Annotated in this window: 15 protein-coding genes and 2 pseudogenes; 7 read left to right on the top strand and 10 right to left on the bottom strand. The window is 68.3% G+C overall.

Annotated elements, in window-relative coordinates:
- The first annotated feature begins 645 nt into the window (after positions 1-645).
- Positions 646-1230 carry an AAA family ATPase gene (locus ACFVX4_RS26180; protein ID WP_389981381.1) on the top strand — a complete coding sequence of 195 codons (585 nt, stop codon included), beginning with the start codon at positions 646-648 and terminating at the stop codon, positions 1228-1230.
- A gap of 266 nt (positions 1231-1496) precedes the next feature.
- Here ACFVX4_RS26180 and ACFVX4_RS26185 read toward each other — a convergent pair whose 3' ends face one another.
- The 9 genes from ACFVX4_RS26185 to ACFVX4_RS26225 form a co-directional block, all read right to left on the bottom strand.
- Positions 1497-1952, bottom strand: a complete 456-nt coding sequence (locus ACFVX4_RS26185; RefSeq protein ID WP_389981485.1) for a phosphotransferase enzyme family protein — start codon at positions 1950-1952, stop codon at positions 1497-1499.
- On the bottom strand, positions 1877-2104 hold the full coding sequence (locus tag ACFVX4_RS26190) for a hypothetical protein (RefSeq protein ID WP_389981383.1): 228 nt from the start codon (positions 2102-2104) through the stop codon (positions 1877-1879). The genes ACFVX4_RS26185 and ACFVX4_RS26190 overlap by 76 nt, the downstream gene beginning before the upstream one ends.
- Before the next feature lie 162 nt (positions 2105-2266).
- Complete coding sequence (locus ACFVX4_RS26195) at positions 2267-2737, bottom strand: class I SAM-dependent methyltransferase (protein WP_389981385.1); 471 nt, start codon at positions 2735-2737, stop codon at positions 2267-2269.
- A complete protein-coding gene (locus tag ACFVX4_RS26200; protein ID WP_389981387.1) occupies positions 2734-3621 on the bottom strand; it encodes a methyltransferase domain-containing protein in 888 nt (295 codons plus the stop codon). The genes ACFVX4_RS26195 and ACFVX4_RS26200 overlap by 4 nt, the downstream gene beginning before the upstream one ends.
- Positions 3622-4008: 387 nt before the next feature.
- A complete protein-coding gene (locus ACFVX4_RS26205) occupies positions 4009-4947 on the bottom strand; it encodes an NUDIX domain-containing protein (RefSeq protein WP_389981389.1) in 939 nt (312 codons plus the stop codon).
- Positions 4948-5204: 257 nt separating this feature from the next.
- The gene (locus ACFVX4_RS26210; RefSeq protein ID WP_389981391.1) at positions 5205-7208 is read right to left on the bottom strand and encodes an ABC transporter ATP-binding protein; all 2004 of its coding nucleotides are present in this window, start codon (positions 7206-7208) and stop codon (positions 5205-5207) included.
- 568 nt (positions 7209-7776) lie between these two features.
- Positions 7777-8427 (bottom strand): IS5 family transposase, encoded by a 651-nt coding sequence (locus ACFVX4_RS26215; RefSeq protein WP_389981487.1) that lies wholly within the window; start codon positions 8425-8427, stop codon positions 7777-7779.
- Between the two features lie 41 nt (positions 8428-8468).
- Complete coding sequence (locus ACFVX4_RS26220; protein WP_389981393.1) at positions 8469-9632, bottom strand: hypothetical protein; 1164 nt, start codon at positions 9630-9632, stop codon at positions 8469-8471.
- A gap of 199 nt (positions 9633-9831) precedes the next feature.
- The gene (locus tag ACFVX4_RS26225) at positions 9832-10674 is read right to left on the bottom strand and encodes an oxidoreductase (protein WP_389981395.1); all 843 of its coding nucleotides are present in this window, start codon (positions 10672-10674) and stop codon (positions 9832-9834) included.
- Positions 10675-10741: 67 nt separating this feature from the next.
- On the opposite strand from ACFVX4_RS26225, the gene ACFVX4_RS26230 reads away from it, so the two are divergent.
- From ACFVX4_RS26230 to ACFVX4_RS26240, 3 genes and pseudogenes are all read left to right on the top strand, one after another.
- Complete coding sequence (locus ACFVX4_RS26230) at positions 10742-11407, top strand: DNA-binding response regulator (RefSeq protein ID WP_389981397.1); 666 nt, start codon at positions 10742-10744, stop codon at positions 11405-11407.
- 227 nt (positions 11408-11634) lie between these two features.
- Entirely contained in the window at positions 11635-12207 is a 573-nt protein-coding gene (locus ACFVX4_RS26235; RefSeq protein ID WP_389981399.1) for an O-methyltransferase, read from the top strand.
- A gap of 534 nt (positions 12208-12741) precedes the next feature.
- A pseudogene (locus ACFVX4_RS26240) lies at positions 12742-12879 on the top strand (IS5/IS1182 family transposase); the annotation flags it as partial.
- Positions 12880-12932: 53 nt separating this feature from the next.
- Here ACFVX4_RS26240 and sigJ read toward each other — a convergent pair.
- Entirely contained in the window at positions 12933-13850 is a 918-nt protein-coding gene (gene sigJ, locus ACFVX4_RS26245; RefSeq protein WP_389981401.1) for an RNA polymerase sigma factor SigJ, read from the bottom strand.
- 101 nt (positions 13851-13951) lie between these two features.
- On the opposite strand from sigJ, the gene ACFVX4_RS26250 reads away from it, so the two are divergent.
- From ACFVX4_RS26250 to ACFVX4_RS26260, 3 genes and pseudogenes are all read left to right on the top strand, one after another.
- Positions 13952-14326, top strand: a complete 375-nt coding sequence (locus ACFVX4_RS26250) for a hypothetical protein (protein ID WP_389981403.1) — start codon at positions 13952-13954, stop codon at positions 14324-14326.
- 393 nt (positions 14327-14719) lie between these two features.
- Positions 14720-15130 (top strand): hypothetical protein, encoded by a 411-nt coding sequence (locus ACFVX4_RS26255; protein ID WP_389981405.1) that lies wholly within the window; start codon positions 14720-14722, stop codon positions 15128-15130.
- A 312-nt stretch (positions 15131-15442) separates the two neighbouring features.
- Positions 15443-15904, top strand: a pseudogene (locus tag ACFVX4_RS26260) (IS110 family transposase); the annotation flags it as partial.
- Positions 15905-15945 lie beyond the last annotated feature (41 nt).

A 15945-nucleotide genomic window follows, 5' to 3' on the forward strand; every position in this document is an offset into this window, starting at 1 on the left:
GGACCGGAGGTGATCGCCTTGGTCCTCAGAGACGTTGAACAGCAGAAACGCCCGTGGGAACGTTCACGGGCGACCAGTACTTCGGAACCATGACAGCTGCCCCTGACGGTACACCGGTAGTTCCGCCTTCAGCGCGGGAACGCGTGAGGAGAATCTCAAGCCTTCACATCCCGGGCCCCGGTGCCTCGCCACGTGGGATGGCCAGCAGCGCGTCGGCCGGTTCGAACCGACCAGCCAGGTCTGCTCGGAGTGCGGGCCCAGGACCGTCCCCAAGCCCCCGGTACATCCGGGAATGGTCGTGTGCCGCCTGCAGGTGCGGTGCACGACCGGGACCATGATGCCGCGACGAACGTGGGAACGACCGATGGCAGGGCGGTCGCAGCCTGTGGAGCGCAGATCAGACCAGGACACGTCCTGGCACAGCGCGACGAAGCAGGAAGCCAAGTCAAGAAGTTGTCGACTCCCACCTGATCGCCTCTCAGATCCTGTCCCTGATGGGGCAGGTTCGGAGCCGATCAGTCATACTCGCGCACTGGCAGCACTCGTATCCCAGGGAGCGGTAGCGTTCCGCGGATTCACCGGCGACTGGCTGCAGGTGCAGACGCCGGCCGATCTCGTTGTCGCACTGTCCCGGGAGGACATCCTGTGCTTGCGCCTACCGTGGTTATCGTTTCCGGCCCTCCCGGTACCGGAAAGACTTATTTGGCACGCCGGCTCGCCACCCGCCTGGCCCTGCCCTGGTACAGCCGCGACGCCATCAAGGAGCCCCTCTTCGACACTCTCGGGTGGTCGGACCGCCAGCGGTCCAAAGAGCTCGGCGCCGCGTCCGTGGCTGTGCTGTTCTCTCTGCTCTCCGACACCCTGGGCGCCGGGACGAGTTGCCTGGCAGAGTCCAATTTTCGCCGGACGCTCTCCAGCCCGGACTTTCAACAGCTCCTCGGTGCCACGGGCGCCGGCGTCGTTCAGATCCAGTGCAGCACGGACGGCGTCACCCTCCTCACCCGTTTCATCGCCCGTGCTTCCTCCGCCGAGCGTCATCCCGGCCACTGCGACGACCAGAACGTCGACGAATTCCGCGGAGAGCTCCTGGCGGGCCGTTACGAGCCTCTGGACCTGCCAGGGCCGGTCCTGACCGTGGACACCACCCGCTTCGACGACATCGACATCGACGCACTGGCCACTCAGGTGTCCGCTCTGCTCCACCCGACGCGCCATAACCCGTCAGAATGACCGGCCGGGTTCGCAGCGTCTCTTTCCGCGAAAGGATCCCTCGTGCACGCCCTACGTCTGCGAGCCCCGAACGTTCGAGAGTATCCCCGACGCTCCCGAACCCGAGCCGATGCCAGGTCAGGTATAGGTCCGCCTGAGCGCTGCGGTGCTCTGCGGCAGCGACCTGCCCACGTGGTGCAGCACCAACGACCCGCGCGACGGCCGGGACGGTCACCCGTCCGCGTCCGCGGCGAAGGCAGCCCAGCACCTTTCCGACCTGAGTGAGCTCAGGACTGGTCACAGGTGAGAGTGCCCGGGTAGGGGCGCCCCTCCACGTACGCCTGCATGTTCGCCACGCTGCCGGCGATGCGTCCCGGTCCCCATGAGGCGACGACGGCGTTGACCGGTGCTGCAGCGGTGACGAAGTTGAGGATGAAGGCATCGCGCAGCAGCAGGTAGGGCTCCAGGAGCCGGGCGAAGTCGGCCGGCAGGGGCCGCACCTGGGTGTAGCCGGTCAGGAATGCGCGGGCGAACTCCTCGTAGGTGCCCGGTTTCGTCCGCGCGATCCGGTGGACGGACGAGAACACGGTTGCGATGTCGATCAGGAAATGACCCTCGCCACAGTCATCAAAGTCGATGACGCCGATGCCGCCGCCGGGCAGCGCGATCACGTTCTCGCGGTGCAGGTCGCCATGGATACGCCCGCGTTCGTCCTGGCCGCCCTCTTGGAGGGCTGGGGCGATCGACTCGGCGACCCTGCGGAGCGCAGCGGTGCGCCGCCGTCCGGCACAGGGGTGTGTTCGGCGAGCAGCGCCCGCTCGGCCTCACCCAGCTGCCGGAAGTTCTTCCCGTCGGTGTAATGCTTGTGCCATTCCTCGCGGACGACGTACCCCACGGTGCTGCTCCTCAACTGGTCGGGTGCGCTGGGTGTGGTGTTCACAGGCGGCCCGTGGCACGGAGCCGGGCCAGGGTGCGGCGGCCTCGTTCGAGGAGTTCGCGTACATGCCGGCCGTACCTGCCCTCCGCTCAGTGCCGAGGTAGGACTGGATGATCTCCTTCAGGGCCAAGTTCCATTCCGCCTCGTATGTCCAGAGGCTCCCGTCGCCCATGACCGCGACCGCCGCCCCGGGGTGGTGACGCGGTCGGCCATCGCCAGGGCAGCTTGACGGTCCATCCAGTGGAAAGCCCGGGAGCAGGTGACCAGATCAGCCCTGTAGCCGGCGAACGGGGCGGTGAACTTTTCGGCGGCGACGACTTGGTAGGCGGCAGCTGACTGTCCGAGCAGTGGCCGGAGCAGCTCGGAAGCTGCGCGGAGCGTGTCCTTGGCCCGGTCGACGAGGTCCACGCGACCGATCTGCGCAAGGGCGGGAAGCCGACCGACGGTTACCTGGCCGGTGCCCCAGCCCAGATCGAGCAGCGTCGGCCGGTCGATGCCCTCCAGGGTCCGGGCGAGGAGCTGAATGGCCTCGTCTGGGATCCCGGGTCGGTAGCGGGCGTAGTCGGGCGCTGCCGAGTTGAACAGGTTCACGACTCTCCTTGTTCGGTATGGGAAGGGGAGGCCTGCCCGGGTACAGCGGTGAGCGGCGGCAGTACCCAGTCCAGGGCGCCGGGGCCGGTCTTGGAGGCGACGTGCTGGTGCCCTCCGTCTGCCGGGATGTCGACATGGAACCGGTCGGGGCCCCCGGCGCGTGTCCAGGGGGCGTGGATCTCTTCGAGCTCGGCCCACACATCGCGGGGGCCGAGCACGCGCACGGTGCCGTCGCCTGGACTGGCCACGGCCCAGGAGTTCTCCTCGGGTGCGATCACGGTGAGTGTGTCGGCCTGGAAGTGCCGGACCACCCCTGGGACGAGGTATGCGGCCGACAGCCAGAACCCGTACGCCTCGTCCGCGGGCGGCGTGAGAGCAGTGGTGCGGGAGAGCCCGGGGCTCTCCGCGATCCGGGTCAGGTGGTGCTGGGCGGTGAGCCAGGTGTACCCGTGCAGGGGCCGGTGGCCGCGAGGCCCGCCTTCCAGGACAGCCTCGACGCGCCCTTCCGTCGTGCGCGTCACCTGGCACTGCCCCGGCCAGCTCGGCGTCCGCGTCGCCAACGTGGTCACCAGCCGCCCGCCGGGAGCGAGCTGGTCCACCCGCGCCGACGGCAGGCACGGCACACCGATCCCGGAATGGATCCGGTCGTAGGGCGCCCGCGGCGCGTGCCCGTCGAGCGCGTCGCCGGCCACCACCTTCGCGCCGACGCCGACCAGGTCGAGATTCTTCTGTACGAACGCGGCCATGTGCTTGTCCCGTTCGACACCGACCGCCCGGCCGGGCCCGGTGAGCGCAGCGGCGAGCGCGAGCGAGACACCCGGCCCGGTTCCGAGGTCCAGGTACCTGTGTCCGGCAGCGATCCGCATCCTCTGCAGGACTTCCACGGTGTACGGGGTGGCGTCGACATCGCCGTCATCCGGCCCCCGCTCACGACGCCGCGGACCTGCCCCTCCAGCAGCTCGCCGTCACGCTGGATCAGGACCGACTCGCCCGAGTACACGAGCTCCTGCCACTCGGACCGGTCCTCGGGGTGTGCTCCGTCCAGCAGCTCCCACACCATCGGCTCGCTGCCCTGCTCGCTACGCCGTACGTACGCCCGTGGCATCAGCGCGCCGCAGTCCACGCGCGACAGCGCGTCCCGCAGGCGTGGATCGGTCAACACACCATCGGCTTGCAGGCGTTCGACCAGCGCCAGACGCGCCGATGCTGCGTTGGCGAGCTGGCCTTCGGCCACTGAGTCGGCCATGCCGGATTTCGGCCTTCACTGCGGTTCACCTGCCGCCGGTGGCAGGCACTGCGGGCGCCCAGCCGAGCTCGGTGTACGCGGTGCCGGTGCGGATGCCGTCGATCGCGGCACGGGCGTAGCGGACCATCGGGTCCGGCAGGCCGTCCAGCGGCCACCACTGCCAGGCCGTGCACTTGTCGGGCTCGCGGACCTCCGGCTCTCCGGACCACCGGCTCGCCCGGAAGAACAGCTGAATCCGGGGTTCGGCGTTCTCGTGATCGTCGAGCAGGTGCACGGTGTGCGCCAGGGTGAGGTCTGCGGGCTTGATGACGATCCCGGCCTCCTCATACGCCTCCCTGACCAGGCACGCGCGAACGCTCTCCCTTTCCACATGACCGGCCAGGGCATGCCACTCCCCGCCTGCGAACTTCACACCCGGGTGACGCAGACCGAGGAGAGTACGGCCGTCGCGCTCCAGGAACAGGTGCGCGCCGATCACGTTCTTCACCGCTCCCGCCCCGTCCTGACCGGCGTCGTCCCGTGGCCCGGACCGTGGCGGAGCGGGGTGCTCGGCGTGGTGGGTCTTGATCACCTCATGAGCCCACGGGCACATCGACAGCTGCTCCATGGTGGCGACGTCGAACCAGGCGAACATGATCCCTTCGGTGACGGGCAGATCGTGGGCGACGCCGTCCCAGCGGGCCTTGTAGACCTGGATGTTCCCCTCGGTGACGTTCGGGCCGTCGGCCTTCGCAGTCGTGTAGGGGGTGATGCCGCGGAGGACGAGCCCCGTCTCTTCGAGGATCTCGCGGGCGATCGCTTCGTCCAGGGTCTCGCCGGGCTCGGGCCCGCCGCCGACCAGGGACCAGGTGCCCGGGTCGCAGATCGGTTTGTGTGCGCCCCTCAGGTGCAGGAGATACTCGCCGCGGCCGTTGTCGATCAGGACGGCAGTGCTCGCGTGCTGAGAGGACGGGGACGTGTTCAAGATATAACCGCCTAGACGCAGGGAGTTGGGTGGAGCTTCGGGCAGGCTCCCGCGCGCGGAACGGGGAGCGGCACCGGGCGACAGGCGGTCGTACCGGCAAGCGCTCCCGGTGGTGAGCGCGGGCGGGAACACTGCGGAAGCGGAGTGGCACCGATCGTGGGATGCCGGCCGCGTCCTGGAACGGCGAGGAGCGACGGGACCGGCGTGGGCGGAGCCGGAGCCGGGGCCGGGACGCTGAGCGTCAGGGCGATGCGGTCTCACACACCCTCCCCGGCAGGCTTGTTGTCCTTCGCCCCGCTGCGCTGTGCGGGGACAGTGGGGTGGTAGGCGCGGGACTGCAGCAGATACGCGTCCCGGAACGCTCCCGTGCCGGTCTCCGGGTCCATGAGCTCGTCGAACGTCCCGGATTCGGCGACCCGGCCCTGGTGAAGTACGTAGATCAGGTCGGCGTGGCGCACCGAGTGCAGCCGGTGTGTGATCAGAATGACCGTCTGGCCCTGACCGGCCAGATTGCGGATCTGGTCGAAGACCCGCTGCTCAGCCACCGCGTCCAGCGCACTGGTGGGCTCGTCGACGATCAGTACCTCGGCGGCGCGCAGCCGCGCCCGCGCGATCCCCATACGCTGCCACTGTCCGCCGGAGATCTGGTGCCCGCCCCGGTAGCCGCGGGCCAGGAGAGTGGACAGACCCCGCGGCAGCTTGGCCAGGACCTCATCGGCGCCCGCATAGGCGGCAGCAGATTCGATAGCGGTGTCGTCCATCGGGCCGGAGGATCGGCCGATGCCGATATTGACCCGCGCGGTGAACGGCCACCTGTAGAAGTCCTGGGCCACCATGGCGACCCGCCCGAAGATCTGGGACCGGTTGGCCTCGGCAGTGTTGACGTCGCCCCATACGACGCGTCCGCTTCCCGGATCCGGCTGGTAGAGGCCGCACAGCAGCTTCACGAGCGTCGACTTGCCGCTGCCGTTGCTCCCCACCAGGGCGATCGTCTTCCCCGCCGGAATGGTGATGTCGACGTCGCTCAGGGACGGCTCCGGGGCGGTACTGCCGGGGTAGGTGAAGGTGACCTTCTCGAAGCGGATGTCCTGCACCCGCTCCGGCAGGTCGAGCCCGGTCGTGGGGATGGCCCGGTCGGTGGCCTCCACACACAGCTTCTCGAAGTCGGCGACGAACAGGGCTTCTTGGTGCAGGTCGGTGACCTGCAGCACCAACTGGTCAAGACTTGCCGAGCCGGTACGGATCGCGAGGACCGCAGTACCGGCCACCGAGAGGTCCATCCTCCCGGTCCACAGCAGGACACCCAGCACCCCATAGGTGAAGACCGTCGCCAGACCCGTGGCGCCGTCGGCGATCAGCCCCTTGCGTGCGGACTCGCGGGCCAGACGAGTCTGCTCACGCTCACTGGTCTGCGCCATGCCCCGGAAGTGGGTCAGCAGGAACGGGCCGACATCGTGGACCCGCACCTCGGCGGCCGCCTGCTGATCGATCAGCAGCCGCCCCAGCAACTGCCCGGCTCGGGCATGCTGAACGAACTGATGAAAGGAGACGTACCGCATCTTCGCGATCGTCAGCGAACTCCACGCGCTCGGCAGCGTCATCGCCACCAGCAACGGCAATAGCATCGGGTGCAGAACCGTCAGCACACCCGCCGCAGCGACCAAAGAGATCAACGAGCTGAGGACCGCCGTGCAGTACTTCACCATCCGCCGCGCCGAGTCAGCCCCGTAACCGGCAGAGTCCAGCAACCGGTGGAACTCGTCATCCTCGATCGCGGACAGCTCTACCCGGGCCACGAGCGACAGATACCGCTCGGTCGCCACCCGCTGCACCCTCGGCTCCAGCCCACCGGTCGCCGAAGTCGACGCCGACCGCAGCAACGAACCGATCACCCCCGTGAGGGCAACAGCGGTCAGGGCCGGCACGGCCCGCTCCAGCCGCTCCACAGTCGAACCGCCGGTCAGCAGGTGCCCCAGGACCGCGTTGACAGCAACCAGACCAACAGCCTGAGCGATACCCCGGCCCAACTCGGCCAACCACACCGTGCGCAGCGCCCGCGCGTCAGCCTGGTGCGCCAGCCGGACGGCGATGGCGACCAGCTTCGGCAGCGTACGGGCCATCGCCCACAGATCGAGGGCGAGCCACGCCCCCTGATGCCGGCTCCAGCCGATGTCGTAGGCCAGCTCTCCGCCGAACAGGAGGCGTTCGGATTCCGAGACCCCGATGTCGGCCGGTGTCTGGTCGACGGACTCCTCGCTCATGCCCTTCACCTCGTGTCCGATCCAGCTGAACGGCGGGCGAGGGCACCGACCCGCCGTGCCCCAAGGGCTGAAAAAGCCGGGACGGCCCGCCGTCGTTCGATTCCGAGGGGCTGATGTGCGGGAGTGGGTACAGGATCCATCGAGTCCTCCAGCAGGCCATCGAATGGCACGGATGCTCTAGAAACGGCGCTTCTGGCTCGCCGTAACGGGTGACAGTGGGGGCAACGCGGGACGCCTGTACGAATTTCGGGGCCGATCCCATGCGTTGCGGGGTGGGGCCCTTGAAACGCCCTCGTTCGAGGGATGGTCGCTCGTTCGGCCGTCTCTTCCGAGGGATTCCGGCCAACCTGAAACCCTGGCCGCCCCGTGCAGCAACTGCGCGGCGACGGCGCACGCCGCGCGGAGTCACGGTGGCGGCAATGGCCCGATTCCGCACGGCTACAGCCCCGCCGCCCGGCCGACGTGCCAGGCTGCCACCCACTACGCAGCCCTACCCGCCCTCTTGCGACCCGGCGACGCGTGGCCACCACCCCGACAGCGAGGGAACCCCATGACCGACGACTCCACATCAGAGGTGTTTACCGGCGGCTGCCTGTGTGGACAACTTCGTTTCGAAGCGACGGGAGAGCCCTACGACCCCTACCCCCTGGCCCACGCTGGAGCGGTGGTCCTGTCCCGTGTGCGCGACGCACCTGGGGCGGCGGGTGAAGGGGATGCGTGGGACCCGGATCGCTTCCATCACTGTGGTGAACTGGGTGCAGTCGTCGGTGTTCCAGCCCGTGGCGACGAAGGCGAGCGGGCGGCCCCGGGCGTCGCAGGCCAGGTGGATCCTGCTGGTCAGACCGCCCCGGGACCGGCCGAGTGCCGGGTCGTGGAGCCCCCCTTTTCGGGCCCCGGCAGCATGCTGGTGGCCCCGGACGATCGTGGAGTCGACCGACACCAGCCACTCGATGTCGCCCGCTGCGTTTGCTTTCGCCCGGGCGGCCCGGAGCATGCGCTCGAACGTGCCGTCCGCCGCCCACCGGCGGAAACGGGTGTGGAGCGTGGCCCACCGACCGTAACGCTCGGGCACGTCCCGCCAGGCCGTCCCGGTCCGGAACTTCCACACGATCCCGTTCAGAACCCTGTGGTCGTCCCGCTTCCGTCCTCGCAACGGCTCAGGCAGCAGCGGCCGGACGAACTCCCACTCGGTATCGGACAGTTCATGACGACGCATCACGATCCCGTGATCCACCATCCAAGATCATTTGAAGACGCTGCCTAGGGTCGGACGGAACTCGGGTCGGAGGCCGTGGCATCGACCGTTTCAGTATGGTCCATGGCCACCCGCAGCGTCACGGCAGCCACGACGCCCGCCACCAACCCACAGGTCAGGGCGGCCGGGACGCCGTCACCGATGCCGGCGGACAGTTGCAGCAGTCCCCAGCGCAGGCCCACACCGTCCGTAGCCAGCCGCAGCACCTGGCTCGCCAGCAGCCCGAGGACGGTCGCGCAGACCGCGCCCGCCGCCATCGCCGGGACGGTGGTCCGGGTGAGCAGTCCGGGCAGCCGCCGCAGTGCCCACCACACCACAGCGAGCAGCAGTATGTCGGCAGCCCGGTACAGGAGCCAGTCGCCGAGCGGCGTCCCCGCCGGGCTAGACCAGGCGCCGAGCAGCAACCACTGGCGCAGGAGATCACCCGGTTCGGCGAACAGCCCGTTGCCGGGGGAGACCGTCTGGAGGGCGGCGGCGACCTCCTGGTACGAGAGGACCACCAGGGACAGTGCGATTACCGCGGTCCCGGCGGTTGCGGCCAGGCGGGCGGCGCGCGCCGGGACGGCTTCCTGCGGCAGTGGACCGGCTCCCTTGGCGGTGACCCGCGCGACGAGCACCGTCCCCACTGCCGCGACCAGTGCGGTTGCCACCAGGGCCTGTCGTCCGGAGGAGATCACGCTCGCCAGCTGGGGCAGGAAGCGGTAACTGCCGTGCCCCTGCGAGGCGATGAGCCACGGCGCGGAGACGGTCACCGCCAGGGTCCCGGCCATCAGACCCCAGGCCCACACCGCGAGCAGTGCGACCGGCATCCTGCCGTGCACCGGTGGCAGCCTGCGGATCAGGAGCAGCGCCACGGGCACGAAGAAGGCGAAGACCGCGGCGAACCGGATCTGCAGCGCGGTTGTGTACAGCGCGAGGTAGCGGGTGCTGCCGTTCCCGGCCGCGTCCCCGATCCCGCCGGACACCTCGGCCCCGAACCCAACCGAGGCCGGAGGGTCGTACGACCAAGGGGTGAGCCAATGTTCGAGCTCGGCGGCGTCCCGGCCGCCGATCACACCGGTGGTACCTGGCAGGTGAAGCGCCTGCGTACTCGCCCCCGCCCACCACAGGAGCGCCGTGAGGAGCAGCCCTCCCACCAGTGCCGGAATCGCCGCGCGCCGGTATGTCATGTGCTGCCCCCGCCTTGACCGCTCATCCCGTGAATCCCCTGGCCATGGAGATTACGAGGCGCTGATCACGTACGGATCACGGCCGTACGTCTACTTGCCCGGACACCGGGGAAGACGGCGCGAGTTGGACGTGTCGAGGACAGTCGGCCAGTCGGTGATCGGTGCTGTGGCTGCCGAGCCGACTTCCGGAGTTGAACGGTCAGCCTCGGAGTTCGAACAGGTCCTCGTCACTGAGATTCAGATCGTCGGCCCCGAGGTTCTCCTCCAAGTGGTCGAGAGAACCGGTGCCCGGAATCGCCAGCACCGACGGAGACATCGCCAGCAGCGAGGCGATCTGCACCTGTGCCGTGGTCGCGCCCAGGCGTACTGCGACCTTGCCGAGCCGTTCGGCGTCGAGTGGGTTTCCGCCACCGCCGAGCGGGAAGTACGGCACGTACGCGATGCCCGCTTCCGCGCATTCCGCGAGCAGCCCCATCTCACCGGCGTGCTGGTTCTGCACCGCCGCGACGGGTGCGATCGTCCGGGCCTCGGCAAACTGGACGGCGTCGACATTACTGACACCCAGGTGCCGGATCAGCCCCTCCTCCCGGAGCTCGGCCAATACCGCGAACCGTTCGGCGATCGACTCGCCACCCGGCCCGGTCATCCCGCCCACTCGCAGATAGACCAGGTCGAGTCGGTCCAGCCCGAGGGAGCGCAGATCCGACTCGACCAGGCCGCGCAGCTGATCAGGCGTCGCCTGCTCGCTCGGCACACCATCGGACCCGAGCAGCGGCCCGACCTTCGTCGCGATGACCAGGTCGTCACGGTAAGGGGCCAACGCCGTACGGATCAGCTCATTGGCCCGCACCTCTCCTCTGCCGTAGAAGCCGGCGGTGTCGATATGGTTCACACCCAGCTCCACGGCGCGCCGGAGTACCGCGATGCCGCTCTCCGGGGCTCGCGGCGGACCGTCGAAGGTCCCCATCGCCAGGCGCATTGCGCCGAAGCCGAGCCGGTTGATGGCCAGGTCTCCGCCGAGGGAGAAGGTCTTGATCGTCATGAGGCTCATGGTGTCCGCCGCCACAAGGGTCGGCGAGCTCGCGGCAGCTTGCTGCCAGACTGGAGGGATGCGGAACGAACCCGTGTTTTCAGTCCAAGGGGACGCAGAACTGATCGCGCGTGCCGGTCACCTCTTCGAGTCCGCGCACAGCGAGTTCCTGTGTGCCGCCAGGGACCTCAAGACCTGGTCACAACCGGAGGCCCGAGCGGCCATCCAGAGCCGGATGCGTGCCACGGAATCCCCGGGCTTCGCTGCTCGAAAGCTGCTCAGCCCGGTAGCGCTCGCCGAGGAGGAGGCCCGCGCGCACCTGCGGTTGGTACAGAAGGAGGGGGCTCTCGTACGGATCAGCAGCTCACCGCTGCCGCACGAGACCATCCTCATCGACCGGCGGGTGATGATCCTCGCCGGCCGGGAGACTCCCACCGGGCGTGAGTACACCGTGACGACGTCGCAGATCCTGGTCGACGGGGTCCATTCGCTGTTCGGAGCAATCTGGGACGAGTCGTCCGATCTTGACACCTATCTGCGCAGCGACGTCCCTCATCTCGATACCGACGGCCGCATGATCCTCAAAGCCCTCGGTTCGGGACTCACCGACCAGTCGGCGGCCAAACGGCTGGGTGTTTCGCTGCGTACCTACCGACGACGCGTGGCCGAGCTGATGACCAAGCTCGAGGCGGGCTCCCGCTTCCAGGCCGGGCTACGTGCGGGCGAGCTGGGGCTGCCTCGTTGACCGTAGTGATCATCCATGCCTTCAGCGGTCCGTACACTTGAGCGTCTCGGGTCATGCAACCAATCGCCGCGGCAACCCGAAGAGCTTCCGAAGCCAACACCCCGGACGGGATCTCGCGGATACGGCCCAACACTCTGACCGGGCAACCTCGCCGGGTCCGGACGGGCGAAACTCCGTACAGACGCCTCTGTTGGCGGATAGCTTCATGTTCACGATGAAGGAGCGGTGTGATCATGGCAGAACGTGCTGTTCCGCCTCGTGTGGTGGCCGCGGAGCGTGTCGCCTCCGAGGCGGGATTCAAGAAGAGCTGTATCCCTGAAGTGGGCAGATTGCTCAGACTGGCCGCCGCTGCGAAACCTCAGGGAACCATTGCGGAGAGCGGCACCGGCTCAGGAGTGGGCACCGCGTGGCTGCACAGCGGCCTTGGCGCCGGTGCACGCCTGGTCACCGTGGAGCGTGACGAGGAGCTGGCCCGTCGAGCGGCCGGTGTCTTCGCGGACGACAAGCGCGTCAGCGTTCTCACTGGGGACTGGCGGCTGCTTGAGCAGCATGCCCCGTTCGACGTCTTCTTCTGCGACGGCGGAGGCAAGCGTGACGACCCCCAGGGAGTCATCGATCAGCTCGCTCCCGGTGGCCTTCTCATCTTGGACGACTTCACTCCCTCGCCTCATTGGCCGCCTCGATTCGGCGGCGAAGTGGATGAGCTCCGCTTGTTCTTCCTCACTCATCCAGCCCTGGATGCCACCGAAGTTCTCACAACTCCCACCAGTTCAGCGGTTGTTGCGGCACGCCGCCTGTAGACGACGGTGAACTGCCGCAGCGGCCTGGAACGTGCCTCGGACGGGTTGATCGGCCCAGGACGGGCAGGTCGGGGTGGAGCGCAACTCGATGTGGTGCTTTCTTCGCCCAGCGCGGGATCTTCTCACTCTCGTGGGTATATGCGGCGTGCGGGAGCCCGTAGGTCGGGGCGCGGTCAGGTCGGGACGCCCGGATCGGCCTTCAGCGCGGCGAAGGTGTTGGCGATTGCCTTCCGGTATATCGCGTGATCCAGTTCGGACTGGCGCTGCTCGATCCAACATGTGCCGACGTTGGGCCGGATGCCGCGCAGGCGCCGTAGCGCCTCGCGACGAGCTCTGCGATCACCGGCACCTGGACCCCACCGGCCAGGGCCCGTACCGTCCCCGCGCGGCCGGCTGAACTGGGCACTCGGACAGGAAGGTCGACGCCTCCTCACGGAACCCCGCTTCTCCGCGAACGGGCAGGTCATCGTCGACGCCGTCACCAAGCTCGTGACGGCCCGTCCCGTGCCCAGCATCACGGCAACCGCCTCCACCCTGATCACCCACGCCACCGGCATCCCGCTCGCCGTCATGCTGACCGGCGGCAACCGCGACGACGTCACCCAGTTGATCTCACTCCTTCGCGCCGTACTGCCGGTGCAGGGCAAGCGCGGCCGACCCCGTCACCGCCCGGATGCGCGCTCATCTGCTGGCGGCGACTGCACGCTCTGCCGAGCGAGGGCTGGCTAGCCCTCCCGCGCCCACGGCCGCAGCTTCTCCGGATTGCGGACCACCCAGATCCGGGTGACGCGCCCGTCGGAGACATCGAACGAGGCCACGGTCATGACGACGCCGGCGCGTTGGGCCACCAGGCCCGGCACACCGTTGACCGACCGCTCCAGGAGTTCCAGCCCCGGCGCCTTGTCGGCAATGGCGACCATGTACTGGGCGATGCGCGTGCCGCCCTCGACCGGGCGCAGAACGGTGCCGACCATTCCGCCGCCGTCGGCGGTCATCACTGCGGCCGGGTTGAGGAGACCGATGAGAGCTTCGATGTCCTTGGTCTCCCATGCCTCTTTGACGTGCCTCACCACGTCGGTCTGGCCGGTCGCCGCCATCGGAGCGGGCGCGACGCTCACCCGCCGCCGGGCGGAGGCCGCCAACTGCTTGCAGGCCGCAGGCGTCCGGCCGAGAACGTCGGCGATCTCGGCAAACGGGTACCGGAAGACGTCGTGCAGGATGAACGCCACCCGCTCGGCGGGCGTCATCGATTCCAGGACGACGAGGAAGGCCATGGCCACCGACTCGTCCAGGACGATCTGGTCGGCGGGGTCTGCAGGGCCGGTGGGGTCGGCGCCGCCGGCGTGGTCCCACTCGGTGCGGTCGGGCAGCGGCTCGGGCAACCACGCGCCGACATAGCGTTCACGGCGGGCCCGCGCCGAGCCGAGCAGGTCCAGGCAGATGCGGCTGGTCACTGTCGTCAGCCAGGCGCTGGGGGACAGGATCTCCTCCTGCCGGCTTCGCGGCAGCCCGTACCAGCGTGCGTAGGCATCCTGTACGGCGTCCTCGGCCTCGGTCACCGAACCGAGCAGCCGGTAAGCGACATTGATCAGTTGGCGTCGCCCACCGAATATCTCATCCGTGCTGGTCCCGACAGTCCCCATGCTTCCGGTCGCCCCCTCGCCTTACCTTTCGCACGCCCGCTTCGTCGGGCTGGTGAGACCTTATCGATCTACTGCCCGAGGGCGGAAAAGGGGACTGCGACATGGCCACTCAGGAGACGGCGACGGCGAGCGTACAGCGCGGCTCTTCGTTCTTGCAGGTCGCGATCGCCCTGCAGACCCTGACCATCTTCCTTCAGGCGGTCTCCGCCGGACTGCTGCTGACCTCGTCCTTCGGAGAGACGCTGCACAGTGTCGGAGCTCGTGTGATGTACGGGGCGTCGATGCTGTATGTGCTCGCGGCGGTGCTGGCATGGAAGCCGGGCGGCGGCTCGCCCCGGCCTGTCTGGCACGCGTCAGGTTTCCTCGTACTCGCCTCGGTTCAAGTCGTGCTCGGCATCGCTCACGTTCCGTCGGTCCATCTCCCCCTGGGTGTCCTGATGTTCGGTCTGAGCGTGCTGGCGCTGGCCCGGCGCTAGGGTCCGATACGGGGCCCGCGCGGATCAACTCAACCAGTAGGGCTTTGTTGGAACAATTGTCAAGAGTTGTGGGTCAGGTGATGCGTGAGGGTGGCGGTGTCTCACTGAGGCTTGATGAAAGCCTTGTGCTCGAGCCTGGCATGCCGGCTCGGAAGGGCTTGCCGACGGGATGCGGGGCTTCAGGGCTCCGACGGCGGTGTCTCGTATGCTCAGCCCATGAGAGAGCCTCATCCGGTCGAGCTATCCGGGACGTTTGTCACCAGGAGAGATGATCGTTGGTACGGGCGGTTCCGGTTGCGTTTTCCTCAAGTGTCGCCGTGGCCCGACCTATACAGGACGTTGGTTCGAGTACGTCCGGGATGGCGGTCTTTGGTCGAGGAAGCGCTGGCACTGGTGACTGCCGAGATGCCCAGGCAGACCTGGCCGGTCCATCTGATCAACCAGAAGGTCCATGGGAGAGAATGGGAGTTCGACCTGGGGCCACCGGAGGCTGACTACCTCTGCCTGGAGATGCTGTCGGACATCTGCTACATCGACATACGCGACCTTCACCAGCTCATCAACCTCCTGGCACCGGCCATGGAGGACGCGCACTTCTTCGTCTACTCGATGGGCGACGGCCTCGACCAGTGGGTTGACGAGGCGCGCATCCACGACGGGCGGAGCAGGTTTGCGCGGTGGGCCGTCGCGGGCGAGGCGTGGGCCGAGTTCCCTGTGCTGTGCGCGGAGCTCGGCGACAGTCGCGCCGGGGACGAGACCTTTGGTCGTTTCGTCGCGCTGATGAGTGATCGGCGAGTCGTTTGATCGGCAGGCGCGAGGGGGCCGAGGGCCGGAGGGGCGGGTCTCCAGCCGTGCCAGGCAGAGCTCGGCCGGGCGGTGCGGTCATGCCGCTCTACCTTCCTTCTGGGATCGCCCCAGCCATTCGTAGGGTTGTGGCACCCAGGGGAGCCGGGTGTGGCTTTCATGCCGCTGCCGTCCGTGGCTTTGGTGGCTTGGCCGCCCGGCTCCCCACGACGACTCGGCCGCCGATTGGGAAGTACGAGAAAGTCGCTGTGTAGAGCAATGCCGGCGAGGTCGTCCGTGGTGCGAACTGCAAGAGCGAACGACTGGAGCACGATGAGTCGGATATGGGCGGGGATCGACTGCGGCAAGACGCACCACCACTGCGTGGTGGTGGATACGGAAGGCGACCGGCTGCTGTCGCGGCGCGTGGCCAACGACGAGATGGAGCTCCTCCAGCTCCTGGGCGATGTCCTCGCTCTCGCCGACGGAGAGCAGGCCACCTGGGCCGTGGACATGACCGGCGGTGAGCCCGGCCTGCTGATCGCGCTCCTGGTCAACCACAGCCAGGAACTTCTCTACATCCCCGGACGCGTCGTCAACCGGGCAACCGACGGCTACCGGGGCGAAGGCAAGACCGACGCCCGGGATGCCCGAGTGATCGCGGACCAGGCACGCATGCGCAGGGACCTGCAGACTGTCCGCCCCGGCGACGAGGCAGTGATCGAACTGAAGCTGCTGACCAGCTACCGCAGCGACCTGGTCGCCGACCGCACCCGGACGGTCAACCGTCTCCGTCTGCTTGATCTGCTCGGCGTCCCGGCGCACGCGTTCGCACG

The organism is Streptomyces sp. NPDC058240, from assembly GCF_042882135.1.
Lineage (GTDB): Bacteria > Actinomycetota > Actinomycetes > Streptomycetales > Streptomycetaceae > Streptomyces.